Origin of the sequence: Phaeobacter sp. JH20_02 (assembly GCF_048056915.1) — a bacterium.
Lineage (GTDB): Bacteria > Pseudomonadota > Alphaproteobacteria > Rhodobacterales > Rhodobacteraceae > Phaeobacter > Phaeobacter bryozoorum.
Window position 1 is genome coordinate 533,963 of record NZ_JAYMVP010000022.1, and the last position, 13,157, is coordinate 547,119.

11 protein-coding genes are annotated in these 13,157 nt (G+C 63.1%); 5 read left to right on the forward strand and 6 right to left on the reverse strand.

Going from position 1 to position 13,157, the window contains the following annotated elements; all coding sequences use genetic code 11:
• The first annotated feature begins 3 nt into the window (after positions 1–3).
• The 4 genes from argE to VWY34_RS09315 all read left to right on the forward strand — a co-directional run bounded on the left by argE (position 4) and on the right by VWY34_RS09315 (position 5,005).
• The gene (argE, locus tag VWY34_RS09300) at positions 4–1,170 is read left to right on the forward strand and encodes an acetylornithine deacetylase (RefSeq protein ID WP_416545404.1); all 1,167 of its coding nucleotides are present in this window, start codon (positions 4–6) and stop codon (positions 1,168–1,170) included.
• Positions 1,171–1,411: 241 nt separating this feature from the next.
• The gene (locus VWY34_RS09305) at positions 1,412–2,578 is read left to right on the forward strand and encodes a M20 aminoacylase family protein (protein ID WP_416545406.1); all 1,167 of its coding nucleotides are present in this window, start codon (positions 1,412–1,414) and stop codon (positions 2,576–2,578) included.
• A gap of 10 nt (positions 2,579–2,588) precedes the next feature.
• Positions 2,589–3,752: a M20 aminoacylase family protein gene (locus VWY34_RS09310; protein ID WP_416558543.1), complete on the forward strand. Its 1,164-nt coding sequence runs from the start codon at positions 2,589–2,591 to the stop codon at positions 3,750–3,752.
• Positions 3,753–3,841: 89 nt separating this feature from the next.
• Positions 3,842–5,005, forward strand: coding sequence for a M20 aminoacylase family protein (locus VWY34_RS09315; protein ID WP_416545410.1), 1,164 nt, complete (start codon positions 3,842–3,844; stop codon positions 5,003–5,005).
• An 83-nt stretch (positions 5,006–5,088) separates the two neighbouring features.
• Here the strand turns inward: VWY34_RS09315 and VWY34_RS09320 are convergent, their stop codons facing one another.
• Genes VWY34_RS09320 through moaA form a run of 3 tightly spaced genes read right to left on the reverse strand, consistent with a single transcriptional unit; the run spans position 5,089 to position 8,498 of the window.
• The gene (locus VWY34_RS09320) at positions 5,089–6,132 is read right to left on the reverse strand and encodes a glycosyltransferase family 4 protein (protein WP_416545412.1); all 1,044 of its coding nucleotides are present in this window, start codon (positions 6,130–6,132) and stop codon (positions 5,089–5,091) included.
• Positions 6,133–6,145: 13 nt separating this feature from the next.
• Complete coding sequence (locus tag VWY34_RS09325) at positions 6,146–7,489, reverse strand: 3-deoxy-D-manno-octulosonic acid transferase (RefSeq protein WP_416545414.1); 1,344 nt, start codon at positions 7,487–7,489, stop codon at positions 6,146–6,148.
• Position 7,490: 1 nt separating this feature from the next.
• Positions 7,491–8,498 carry a GTP 3',8-cyclase MoaA gene (gene moaA / locus VWY34_RS09330; RefSeq protein WP_416545416.1) on the reverse strand — a complete coding sequence of 336 codons (1,008 nt, stop codon included), beginning with the start codon at positions 8,496–8,498 and terminating at the stop codon, positions 7,491–7,493.
• 102 nt (positions 8,499–8,600) lie between these two features.
• Between moaA and VWY34_RS09335 the strand changes: the two genes are divergently transcribed.
• Positions 8,601–9,071, forward strand: a complete 471-nt coding sequence (locus VWY34_RS09335) for a hypothetical protein (protein ID WP_340545100.1) — start codon at positions 8,601–8,603, stop codon at positions 9,069–9,071.
• A gap of 118 nt (positions 9,072–9,189) precedes the next feature.
• On the opposite strand, the gene VWY34_RS09340 is transcribed toward VWY34_RS09335, so the two are convergent.
• From VWY34_RS09340 to glmU, 3 genes are read right to left on the reverse strand one after another with little or no spacing between them, the layout of a single operon-like run.
• On the reverse strand, positions 9,190–9,909 hold the full coding sequence (locus VWY34_RS09340; RefSeq protein ID WP_416539231.1) for a DNA alkylation repair protein: 720 nt from the start codon (positions 9,907–9,909) through the stop codon (positions 9,190–9,192).
• A complete protein-coding gene (gene glmS, locus VWY34_RS09345; protein WP_340545102.1) occupies positions 9,906–11,714 on the reverse strand; it encodes a glutamine--fructose-6-phosphate transaminase (isomerizing) in 1,809 nt (602 codons plus the stop codon). Before glmS ends, VWY34_RS09340 begins: the two co-directional genes overlap by 4 nt.
• Complete coding sequence (gene glmU / locus VWY34_RS09350) at positions 11,714–13,069, reverse strand: bifunctional UDP-N-acetylglucosamine diphosphorylase/glucosamine-1-phosphate N-acetyltransferase GlmU (protein ID WP_416545418.1); 1,356 nt, start codon at positions 13,067–13,069, stop codon at positions 11,714–11,716. Before glmU ends, glmS begins: the two co-directional genes overlap by 1 nt.
• Between the last annotated feature and the right edge of the window lie 88 nt (positions 13,070–13,157).

Consider the following 13,157-nt stretch of genomic DNA (forward strand, 5'->3'; position numbering starts at 1 on the left):
GGTATGGCAGATCAGCTCAGCCCGCTGGAGATCATGACCAAGCTGATCTCCTTTCCCACTGTCAGCAGCGAAACCAACCTGCCGCTGGTGGATTGGGTTGAGGGCTATCTGGCAAGCCACGGCATCACCACGCATCGCTGGGTCGATCCCGAGCAGCCGCATAAAGCGGCGGTCTTTGCCCATGTTGGCCCCGAGGTCGAGGGGGCTGTTGTGCTCTCGGGGCACACGGATGTGGTGCCCATCGAAGGCCAGCCCTGGGACAGCGATCCCTTCACCGTGGTCGAGCGGGATGGCAAGTATTACGGGCGCGGCACCTGCGATATGAAAGGCTTTGACGCGCTGGCGATCTGGGCGCTGGTGGCCGCCCATTATCGCGGCGTCGCGCGGCCCTTGCAGCTGGCGCTCAGCTTTGACGAAGAAGTCGGATGCACCGGCGCGCCGCCCATGATTGTCGCGATGCAGGAGGTCCTGCCAAAAGGATCCTGTGTCATCGTTGGTGAGCCTTCGGTGATGCGACCGGTGACCGGGCACAAGGGCGGGATCGGCTACAGCACCCATCTGGTGGGTTTTGAGGTGCACAGCTCGCTCATGCACACCGGTGTCAGCGCCATCATGCAGGGCGCCCGGCTGATCGACTGGGCCAATGCCCGCAATGCCGAGAATATGGCCAAGGCGCCGGATGAGGTTGCAGCGCTGTTCACGCCTCCCTTTACCACCTGTCATGTCGGGATGATCAACGGCGGAACCGCGCATAATATCACCGCAAAGGACTGTCGCTTCGTGATGGATTTCCGCGTGGTGCCGGGCGAATCTGCCGCCGACTGGGAGGCCGCCTATCTGGCCAGGGTGCGTGAGGTTGAGGCGGAGATGCAGGCGATCCATCCCGACACCCGCATCGACGTCAGCAAGAAATTCAACGTTCCGGGGCTGGTCCCCGAGGTCGAGGGCGAGGCAGAGACGCTGGTGCGCTCGCTCACCGGGGATAATGGCACCCATGTGGTGAGCTATGGCACCGAGGCCGGACAGTTTCAGGAGGCGGGCTATTCCGCCGTGATCTGTGGCCCGGGTGACATTGCCCAGGCCCATCAGCCCAATGAATATATCGAGGTGTCGCAGTTCGACGCTGGCCACCACTTCATGCAGCAGCTGGTCGACCGGCTGGCATCCTGAGCCCAGAACAACGGCGCGTCGGCGGCAGCTGTTTGGGCTGATCACGGCCTAAGGAGATCTGCTTGCACGTCGATACTTGATAAGGCAACTTTTCTGGCAGAGAGTGGCCGCAGACCCCGGAGGTTAGCGCTGTCGCCGGTCTGCACTGCCTGACTGAACGCGCATCGCCGAGGTGCAGGCTCAGTGCGCATCAGCCAGCGGTGCGGTTGGGGAACGACGGATCAAGTGTAGGGAGACACCCATGCCGATCAAGAATCGCCTGTCCGAAATGCACGCCGAAATCACCGGCTGGCGACGTCACCTGCATCAGATGCCCGAGCTGCTCTATGAGGTGCATAAGACAGCGGCCTTCGTCGAGGAAAAGCTACGCAGCTTTGGCATCACAGACATCACCACCGGGATTGGCCGGACCGGGGTTGTCGCTGTGATCGAGGGCAAGGCGAACACCTCTGGCCGGGTCATTGGCCTGCGCGCGGATATGGACGCGCTTCCCATCACCGAGGCGACCGGGCTGGACTATGCGTCGCAGACACCGGGGCTAATGCACGCCTGTGGCCATGATGGTCATACCTCTATCCTGCTCGGCACCGCCAAATACCTGGCCGAGACCCGCAATTTCGACGGCAAGGTTGTGCTGATCTTCCAGCCCGCCGAAGAAGGCGGCGCCGGGGGCAAGGCGATGTGTGACGATGGCATGATGGATCGCTGGAACATTCAGGAAGTCTATGGCCTGCACAATGCTCCGGGGATCCCTGTGGGCGAATTTGCCATCCGGTCCGGGCCTCTGCTTGCCTCCTCCGATGAGTTCGAGATCAGGGTGACTGGGGTCGGCGGCCATGCAGCAACCCCGCATGAGGCGATTGATACCACGCTGGTCGCGGCACAGATCGTGGTCTCGCTCCAGTCTATCGTGGCGCGCAATATCGACCCGCTGAAACGTGTGGTGCTGACCGTTGGCACATTTGAGACAGACAGTACCGCCTCTAATGTCATTGCCCATACCGCGCGTCTGCAGGGGACGGTGCGGACGCTGGAAACGGAGTGCCGCGGTCAGGCCGAGACCCGTGTGCGCCGCATTGCCGAGGATATCGCCTCTGCCTATGGCGCCCATGCCGAGGTCGTCTGGACGCCGGGCTATCCGGTCACCGTAAATACCGAGGCTGAGACCGGATACGCGGTTGAGGCCGCGCGCGCTGTTGCGGCCAAGGTCAGCGATGACACCGACCCGATCATGCCCTCCGAAGATTTCGCCTATATGCTGGAAGAACGTCCGGGCGCCTATATCTTCCTCGGCAATGGCGACACCGCCATGTGCCACCACCCGGCCTATGATTTCGACGATGAGGCAATTCCGCTCGGATGTAGCTGGTTTGCCGAACTGGTCGAACGACGTCTGCCCGCAGCCTGAGGATTATCCGATGCCCGTGAAGAACCGCTTTGCCGAAATGCACGCTGAAATCACCGCCTGGCGTCTGGATATCCACCAGCACCCCGAAATCCTGTATGAGACGCACCGCACCAGCGCGCTGGTTGCCGAGAAACTGCGGACCTTTGGCTGCGACGAGGTGGTGACCGGTATTGGCAGGACCGGGGTTGTCGGGGTGATCCGGGGGCGCAGCGACACGCAGGGCCGCGTGATCGGCCTGCGGGCCGATATGGATGCACTTCCTATGGCGGAGGATACCGGCCTGCCACACGCGTCGAAGATCGACGGGGCAATGCACGCCTGCGGCCATGACGGTCATACTGCGATGTTGCTCGGGGCTGCGAAATATCTGGCGGAGACGCGCAATTTCGATGGTGCGGCGGTGGTGATCTTTCAGCCCGCAGAAGAGGGCGGTAACGGTGCGGAGGCCATGTGCAAGGATGGGCTGATGGACCGTTTCGGCATCGACGAGGTCTATGCCATCCACAATTCGCCGGGGCTGGAGCTGGGCCAATTCGCGCTGCGGCCCGGCCCCATTCTGGCATCGGTCGACGAGTTTATCATCCGTCTTCAGGGGCGCGGCGGCCATGCTGCCAAACCGCAGGAAACCGTCGATACCACGGTGATGATGTGTCAGCTGATCACCGCCCTGCAATCCATCGTGTCGCGGAACGTCGATCCGGTGATGCAGGCAGTTCTATCGGTCACCTCGGCAGAAACGTCATCGAAGGCCTATAACGTCATTCCCGACCGGGCCGAGGTAAAGGGCACCATTCGCACCCATTCTCCGGACGTGCGGGCGCAAATCCCGGAGCGGCTGTGCGCGGTGACTGCCGGTATCGCGCAGAGCTTTGGCGGTTCGGCGGAGGTGGAGTTCGTGAACGGCGTACCGGTGACCATCAATGACGCTGCCGCAACCGAACATGCCCATGCGGCTGCGGTGGCTGTGGCCGGTCGTTGCGCGGAGGTGCCCCTGGCGATGGGGGGCGAGGACTTCTCCTTTATGCTGGAGGAACGCCCCGGTGCGATGATCCGCGTCGGCAATGGACCCTCTGCTGGGCTGCATCACCCGGCCTATGATTTCAACGATGACGCAATTCCCAGCGGATGCAGCTGGTTTGTCACCCTGATTGAGCAGCGCCTGCCGCTGCCCTGACGGGCAGGCGCGCTGCGCCCTGATCCAATTACCCGAATACGGCGCAGATCATGACGGTCGGCGCATTGAGCAAAAAAGAGGATATTATCATGCCTGTGAAGAACCGCTTTGCCGAACTGCAAGAGGAAGTCACCGCCTGGCGCCGTGACATTCATGAAAACCCCGAAATCCTGTTCGAGACCCATCGCACCAGCGCTCTGGTCGCTGAGAAGCTGAAAGAATTCGGTTGCGACGAGATTGTCACCGGCATTGGCCGGACCGGTGTTGTGGGCGTGATCAGGGGCAAGTCTGACAGCTCCGGCAAGGTCATCGGTCTGCGCGCCGATATGGACGCGCTGCCGATCCATGAGCAGACCGGTCTGGATTATGCCTCCAAAACCGATGGCGCGATGCATGCCTGTGGCCATGACGGCCATACTGCGATGCTGCTGGGGGCGGCCAAATACCTGTCTGAGACCCGCAATTTCGACGGTACTGTCGTGGTGATCTTCCAGCCCGCCGAAGAAGGCGGCGGCGGCGGCAAGGAAATGTGCGACGACGGCATGATGGATCGCTGGAATATCCAGGAGGTCTATGGGATGCACAACTGGCCGGGTCGGCCGGTTGGATCCTTTGCGATCCGCCCGGGTGCATTCTTTGCAGCGACGGACCAGTTCGACATCACCTTTGAAGGGCGCGGTGGCCATGCCGCAAAGCCGCAGGAAACCATCGACACCACCGTGATGACGGCGCAGGCGGTGCTGGCGCTGCAAACCATCGCCTCGCGCAATGCGGACCCGGTGCATCAGATCGTTGTGTCCGTAACCTCCTTTGAAACCTCCTCCAAGGCGTTCAATGTGATCCCGCAGAGTGTCCAGATCAAAGGCACCGTGCGTACGATGTCGGGCGATATGCGGGATCTTGCGGAGAAGCGCATCAAAGAGATCTGTGCCGGTGTGGCAGCGACCTATGGCGGCACGGCTGAGGTGACCTATCACCGCGGCTACCCGGTGATGGTCAATCATGAAGAACAGACCGAATTTGCAGCCAAAGTGGCCCGCGACATCTCCGGCAGCTGCGATGACGCGCCGCTGGTGATGGGGGGCGAAGACTTTGCCTTCATGCTGGAAGAGCGCCCCGGTGCCTATATTCTGGTCGGCAACGGCGATACCGCCGCCGTGCACCACCCGGAGTACAACTTCAACGATGAGGCGATCCCGGCGGGCTGTAGCTGGTGGGCCGAAATCGTCGAGCAGCGCATGCCTGCTGCCTGATCAGCCCGTCATCCAGTCGGTGACCTGCTTGCCTGTCCCATCGGGGCAGGCAATTTGCGTTCTCGCCGGGGAGGGGAGCTGGATCAGCCTGCGGACCAGAGGTCCTGATAGACCGCGTCAATCCCATCGGCCTCGGCGCTTGCGCTGAAGGTCGTTACCGCGAGGTCACGCCCGGCGCGCCCGAAATCCAGCAGCTGATCGGGTGTCGACAGCAGGCGATCAGCCGCTGCCGCCGCTGCCTCGACAGCTTCCAGCGGCACCACCGTCCCAACCGTTCCCTGTGCGGAGAACGCGCGGTAGTAGCCCGTGTCTGACCCGACAAAGGGGACGCCACTTGCCAGCCCCTCCAGCGGAGCCATGCCATAGCCCTCATAGCGCGGCAGCTGCATCACCAAGGACAGCGCCCGTATCACACGCGGCAGATCGCCAGCCGGAATTTCGCCGGGAAAGAGGATGCGATCGCCAAGGCCAGCCGCCGCAATCCGGGCCTGCAGCCCCTTCAGAAAGCCCTGATGCTCCCGCGCGGCGCGGCCGACCACCAGAGCCACCAGACCGGGGTGATCCGGCAGCAGGCGCAGCATGGCGTCCACGAATAGATCGGTGCCCTTCTCGGGGCGAATGCGCCCGATGGTGGCAATCCCCTGCTGGCCTCCATACCCCAGCGCGGCCCAGGCGGAACTGCGGTTTTCCGCCGGTGTGAACAGATCTGTATCGACGCCATGTGGCACCACCGCGCGGACATGCGGGACATAGGCCGCTGCGGCCTCGGTGGTTGCGATCACAGCGTCCATGCGCGAGATCAGCCAGCGGGGAAAGGCCGAGTGGCGCCGCTGCGCCGCCGAGGTGAAGACAATGCGGATGGGCAGGCGCAGGACGTCGCGTGCCCAGATCGCCGCACGCATTTCGGTGTTGCGCCTCACATGCCAGATGGCAAAGGGTTTGGCGGGATGATGCCTGCGTGAGGCCGCGCGGGCAGCGGCGATGCTGATGGGGTCCGGGCAGCCGGGCAGGGGGCGTCCGACGAGCGCCATATCATAGCGGCCCGCCTGCTGACGGATCACATTGGCGGCGGTTGCCGAGACGCCGGTGAAGTTGCGATTGAAATTGGTGACAAGAAGATCGGCCATCTGCGGGTCCCGTTCAATGGGGCTGGCGGGCGGGCGACAGCGCCAGATTGTCGATCAGCAGATCAACCACGCCATCAAGCGCTGCCGCCTGTGCCGCGACCACGCCCCGGGCCGCGTCGCGCGCTGCGCTGAGGGCGGCATCATCATCCATCCAGTGGCTTACGGCACCTGCTAGCCCCTTGGCATCATTGACCTCGACCGCGCCGCCCGCGCTGATCAACGGCGGATAGGTCTCGGCGAAGTTGGAGTATCCCGGACCCGTGATCACGGCAGCGCCTGCCTGTGCAACCTCAAAGGGGTTATGGCCGCCGATGGGCGCAAGGGAGCCACCAAGAAACACGATGGGCGACAGCGCATACCAGGTGCCGACTTCGCCCAATGTGTCGGCAAGATAGACCTGGGTATCCGCTGTCAGCGCCTGACCGGCGCTACGGCGCGCAACGCTGAGGCCTGCCTGCTCGATCAGCGCGATGATGTCCTCGGCTCGTTCCGGGTGGCGGGGGGCCAGCAGCAGGCAGATGTCCGGGTCCTCGGCCAGCAGCGCCTTATGCGCGGCGATCACGGTCTCTTCCTCGCCCCGGTGCGTGGAGCTGGCCACCCAGAGCGGGCGCTCGCCAAGCTCTGCGCGGACCGCATCAAGGGCCGCCTGATCGACGGGCAGCGGAGCGGAACCGGCCTTGAGGTTGCCGCTGGGATGGACTTTGTCCGGTGCGGCGCCCAGCTCGATCAGGCTTTCCCCCATCTGCGGGTTCTGGCTGAGCAGCAGATCAAACTTCTGCATCACAAACGCCGCGGTGGCCGGTTTCGATTTCCACCGCGCCACAGACCGGGCCGAGAGGCGGGCATTGACCAGCGCGAGCCGCACAGCAGCCTGTTCAGCGGCATGGAGCGTTACCGGCCAAAGCTCGCTTTCGACAAAAAGAGCTGCATCGGGCTGCCAATGGCGCAGGAACCGATCGACCGGGGCGGTGGCATCCAGCGGGGCGAACTGGTGGCGACAGTTGGCGGGCATACGCTTGGCCATCATCTCAGCCGAGCTGGCGGTGCCGGAGGTCAGCAGAAACTCCGCGCCGGGCAGCCGTGGGGCCAGTTTGTCAATCAGGCTAAGCGCTGCGAGGCTTTCACCGACCGATGCCCCGTGCAACCAAAGCAGAGGCGCAGGCCTGCCGTCCGGTCCGCGTGGGGTCGGGCGCGGCTGGCTGGCATAGCCCAGACGTTCGCGCTGCCGTGTGGGAGAAACGCCATGGTCGGCGAGCTTGCCCGCCACCTTGCGAAACGCGAATGGTGCCAGCAGCGAAGTGACGCCACGGTAGAGGTGAAACAGCAGCGTCGGCGCGCTGGTCCTGCGGCTGGCCATGTCAGCCGCCGGTATGGCTCATGTGGCGTGGCATCTGCCCGTCCAGTTTTTGCCGGGAATAGTCGAAATCATGGCCCTTGGGCTTGAGCGTGATCGCAGCCCGTATGGCCGCTTCCAGCGCCTGATCATCCTCGGGGTGATCCCGTAGCGGCGCGCGCAGGTCCGCCATGTCTTCCTGCCCCAGGCACATGTATAGCTCACCGGTGCAGGTCAGGCGCACCCGGTTGCAGCTTTCGCAGAAGTTATGCGACAGCGGCGTGATAAATCCGATCTTCTGGCCGGTCTCCTCCAGGCGGACATAGCGCGCCGGTCCGCCGGTCCGTTCGGTCAGATCAGTGACGCTGTAGTGATCCTCATAGGCGCGGCGCACGTCTTTCAGCGACCAATATTGACCCAGTCGGTTTTCATTGCCGATATCGCCCATCGGCATGACTTCGATCCAGGTCAGATCCATATCGCGCTCGGCGCACCAGCGGGTGATGGCGGGCAGCTCGTCCTCGTTGAAGCCTTTCAGGGCAACAGCGTTGATCTTGATCCGCAGCCCGGCCTTCTGGGCCGCATCAATCCCGCGCAGCACCTGGGGCAGGCGGCCCCAGCGGGTGATCTCGGCAAATTTGGCCTCGTCGATGGTGTCGAGCGAGACATTCACCCGCCGCACACCGGCGTCATAAAGATCCTGCGCGTATTTTTCCAGCTGCGAGCCATTGGTGGTCAGCGTCAGCTCCTTCAACGCCCCGCTTTCCAGATGCCGGGTCATGGCGCGGAAGAAAGTCATGATGCCCCGGCGCACTAGTGGCTCACCACCGGTGATCCGCAGTTTCTCAACACCAAGATTGACGAAGGTCGAACACATGCGATCCAACTCTTCCAGTGTCAGAAGATCCTTCTTCGGCAGGAAGGTCATGTTTTCGGACATGCAGTAGACGCAGCGAAAATCGCAGCGGTCGGTGACCGAAACGCGCAGATACGTAATGGCGCGGGCGAAGGGATCGATGAGTGGCGCTGTCATTCTTCTTAGGTAAAGCGGGGCGGCGCTTGCGGCAAGGGCTGAGTTTGGCCGAACCCGGGATTGCCGCTGGCAAAGCCGTGAGCGCGGAGCTAGTGTCGCGATATGCGTTATTCTGTTTTGATCCTGTCGTCTGTCGTGCTGCTTGGAGCCTGTGGCCAGTTGCAGTGGAATTCCTCGGTTCTGGGTGGGGGTAGGCCCTCTGGCCCGGTTGGTGATCCGGTCAGTGATACGGCCGCTACGGTCCCGCTGGCGCCGGGTGTCGAACAGACACCGCTGGACGCTGCTAACGGTTCGGTTGCCTCGGTCGGCGCGGCTGCGGGCTATACCGGGCGCGCCTCAACCGTGGCCAGCCTCGGGGATCCCTCGCAGCCCGGCCTGTGGATGGATACGCCTTTGGTCGATAGTGCGCAGGTGGCGCGCGTGCGCTCGCCTCGGGGCACCGAGGTCACGCTGACTCTGCGTCCCATCGGTGGAGACACCGGCGCCGGAAGTCGGCTTTCGATTGATGCGATGCGCGCACTTGGGCTGCCGCTGACGGAGCTGGTCGAAGTTGAGGTGCTGCCTGCCGCCTGATCGGCCCTGAGGTTGTCACCTCCGGCGAGCCCCCCCAAAAAAAGAAATGGCGCGAAGGATATCTCCTGCGCGCCTATTTTGTTGGTAACAGCTGTTGCGAGATTCCTGCCTGCGCGGTTCAGTCGGCGTGACTGGCCGCAGGCAGATGTTTGGCCGCTTCCTTGCGAGCAAAGGGCTTCATCGCTGCGCCATGTTCGGTAAGGAATGCGCGGGTGCGGTCAGCGTCATGTTTGCTCAGATCGCGCAGCCACCAGGCGATGGATTTCTGAATGAACCAGTTGCGATCCGGCACGTAGCCAGCGGCCCAGCCGAGGATCCGCTCGCGTGCGGCCAGTTCTTCAGCTTTGGGGTTGGGCAGCTTGGCCCAGGGCAGGGTGGCAACCAGGGCTGCCCGGCGGGTCCACATGTGATCAGAGCCGGTCCAGCCCTCGACGATATCCAGACGTGCGGGCGCAGCCTGAAGGCGTTTCTGGATGGCCGAGGCTGCGTGGTCTGCAATGGCCCAGCTGTCAAAATCCGGCAGCCAGCTTTGCAGTAGGTCCCAGACCGGTGCGTCGTCCCTGATCCGCGCCTGTGTCAGCAGCTTTGCCGCCGCGATGCGCGCCTCGAACACATCGCTGGCCCAGAGCTCCTGCGCCAGCGCGCAGCGCGCGGCAACCCCATCGTCGCCCGAACTCAGCTGCTTGCGCCACTCCTGGCTCAGGCTGTTGATGGTGGGATTCGGAACCCCCAGCACAACGCGCTTCTGCTTGTGATAGCTGGCCATCTGAGCCGCGCGCGCAGGCTCGGCGGCGCTCTCCAGCGCGGCCAGTGCCACCTCCAGTGTCAGATCGCTCATTCCACCGTCACCGATTTTGCGAGATTGCGGGGCTGGTCCACATCGGTGCCCTTGGCGATTGCGGTGTAATAGGCGATCTGCTGCGCCGGCACCGCATAGAGGATCGGGGCCAGCGCATCGGGCACCTGCGGCATCACGATCACCTCATGGGTGCCATCACCGGCGATCTTGGCGCCTTCGGTGTCGGTCACCAGGATCACCTTGCCCCCGCGTGCCATGACCTCCTGCATGTTTGACACTGTCTTGTCGAACAGTGCATCACGCGGCGCCAGAACCACCACCGGCACCTTCTCGTCAATGAGCGCGATGGGGCCGTGTTTCAGCTCGCCGCTGGCGTAGCCTTCGGCATGGATATAGCTCAGCTCCTTGAGCTTCAGCGCGCCTTCCAGCGCCAGCGGATAGAGCTGCCCCCGCCCGAGGAAGATGATATCCCGTGCCTTCGCCAGCCCGCGTGCCGTAGCGGTGATCTGCTTGGCGCCCGTCAGTGACTGGTTGATCAGACCGGGCAGCGCGCGCAGATCGTCGGGCATTCCGGCAGGCAGGGCGATGCCGCGCTGTTGGGCCGCCCGCAGGGCGAGCAGCAGCAGGATGGTCAGCTGGCAGGTAAATGCCTTGGTCGAGGCAACAGAGATTTCCGGGCCAGCGTGCAGCGGCAGAAGCACATCGCTTTCCCGCGCGATGGAGCTTTCGGGAACATTGACCAGCCCCACGATCTGCTGCGCCTTGCCGTCCATGTAGCGCAGGGCGGCCAGGGTGTCGGCGGTCTCTCCCGATTGTGACACAAACAGCGCCATCGTCTTCTCCGACACCGGCGGCTCGCGGTAGCGGAACTCAGAGGCAACATCGACTTCGACCGGCATCCGGGCGATCTGTTCGAACCAGTATTTCGCAACCATACAGGCATAATAGGCGGTGCCACAGGCCACCATGGTCAGCCGCTCGATCCTGGTGAAGTCCAGCTCGGACGGCAGCGCCAGCTGGCCATCCTCGCTCAGATAGGCTTTCAGCGCGCGGTCAATGGCAACCGGCTGTTCGGCGATTTCCTTGGCCATGAAATGCTTGTGGCCGTCCTTGTCGACGCGCGCATTTGCCAGCTGGATCTGGCGTTTTTCGCGGTTGGCGATGGCGCCGCGCTGGTCCCAGATATCGAGGCTGGTCCGCGTCAGTACCGCAAAATCGCCTTCTTCCAGATAGGTGATCTGGTCGGTGAACGGAGCCAGCGCTATCGCGTCCGACCCGACGAACATTTCGCCCTCGCCATGGCCGATGGCAAGCGGCGAACCCTTGCGGGTGGCGATCATCAGATCCTCTTCGCCCTCAAACAGGAAGGCTAGGGCAAACGCTCCGTCCAGACGCGACACGGTTTCGCGCGCCGCTTCGACCGGGGACTTGCCGTCGCTGATCAGCGCCTCGCAGAGCAGGGCGACGGTTTCGGTATCTGTCTCGGTCTCAAAGGTGATGCCTTTCTGACCCAGCTCCACACGCAGCTCTTTGAAGTTCTCGATGATGCCATTGTGGACAACGGCAACCCTGCCGGCCCGATGCGGGTGGGCGTTGCTGACCGTCGGCGCCCCATGGGTGGCCCAGCGGGTATGGCCGATACCGGATTTGCCTCGCAGCGGTTCATGAACAAGAAGATCGGAAAGGTTCACCAGCTTTCCCACCGCACGGCGGCGGTCCAGCGCGCCGTCACTGACGGTGGCGATCCCGGCGCTGTCATAGCCGCGGTACTCCAGCCGCTCGAGAGCCTTGACCAGGATTGGGGCCGCTTCATGATTGCCAAGAACGCCGACGATGCCACACATTATTCGGCTCCTTTGCCAAGACGGGCCTTCTTGGCGCGCAGCATGTCCATCAGCTTGCGCGCCCGCCCAGGTTTGTTCTGTTGCTCGGCGCGCGAAATGGCCAATGCGCCGTCCTCGACGGATTTCGTGATCACGGCTCCGGTCGCGGTCATGGCCTGATTGCCGACGCGCACCGGGGCCACCAGCATGGTGTTGGACCCGATAAAGGCACCGGCTCCGATTTCGGTCCGGTGTTTCATCACGCCGTCGTAGTTGCAGGTGATCGTTCCCGCGCCGATATTGGTACCGGCACCAACGCTGGCATCGCCGATGTAGCTGAGGTGGTTGACCTTGGCGCCCTCGGCAATTTCAGCATTCTTGATCTCAACGAAATTGCCGATGTGGGTGTTCTCTGCCAGCTCTGCACCGGGGCGCAGGCGGGCATAGGGGCCGACCTTGGAGCCGCGCGAGATATGGCAGCCCTCAAAATGTGAGAATGATCGGATGAAGACACCGCTTTCGACCGTGACATCGGGGCCGAAGACCACATTGGGCTCGATGATCGTGTCGCGGCCGATGACGGTGTCAAAGGCCAGATAGACCGTCTCCGGATCCATCAGCGTGACGCCATCCTCCATCAGCGCGGCACGTGCACGGCGCTGGAAAATGCGGTCGGCTTCGGCCAGATCCGCGCGGGAATTGATGCCAAGGGTCTCGGCCTCATCGCAGGAGACCGCAGTGACCCGAAGCCCATCGGCGCAGGCCAGTTCCACAAGATCAGTGAGATAATATTCGCCGGAGGCATTGGCGCTGTCGACACGGTCAATCAACGCAAACATCTGCGCCGCATTGCCGGCCATCAGCCCGGAATTGCAGAAATCAATCGCGCGCTCGGCTTCGGTTGCGTCCTTGTATTCGACAATACGTTCCAGGCTGTCGCCATTCATGACCAGGCGGCCATAGCGTGCCGGATCAGCTGCGGTGAAGCCCAGAACCACCAGATCGGCGTTCTGCCGTGCGGCGATCATATGTTCCAGCGTTTCGGCGCTGACAAAGGGCGTGTCGCCATAAAGCACGACGATATCGCCCTCGAAACCGGTCAGTGACTCACGCGCCTGCGCGACGGCATGAGCTGTGCCAAGCTGTTCTTCCTGAACGACAATTTCGACATCTTCGTCGATATCGGCCAGGGCTGCCCGTACATAATCCGCGCCGTGGCCGGCCACCACGATGGTGCGCTCGGGGGCCAGCGCGCGACCGGCGGACAGCGTATGTTCCAGCATCGGGGCGTGGGCAATGGGATGCAAAACCTTGGGCAGGTCGGAGTTCATCCGGGTGCCTTTGCCTGCGGCCAGAATGACGAGGGCGGTGCTCATGTGATGTTTTCTCTTTGTCTTTTCAGCGCCCCCGTTTTATCCGCTAACAGCAGGCGCGCAAGGCAAAGCGCCATCAAACAAGGTTGCG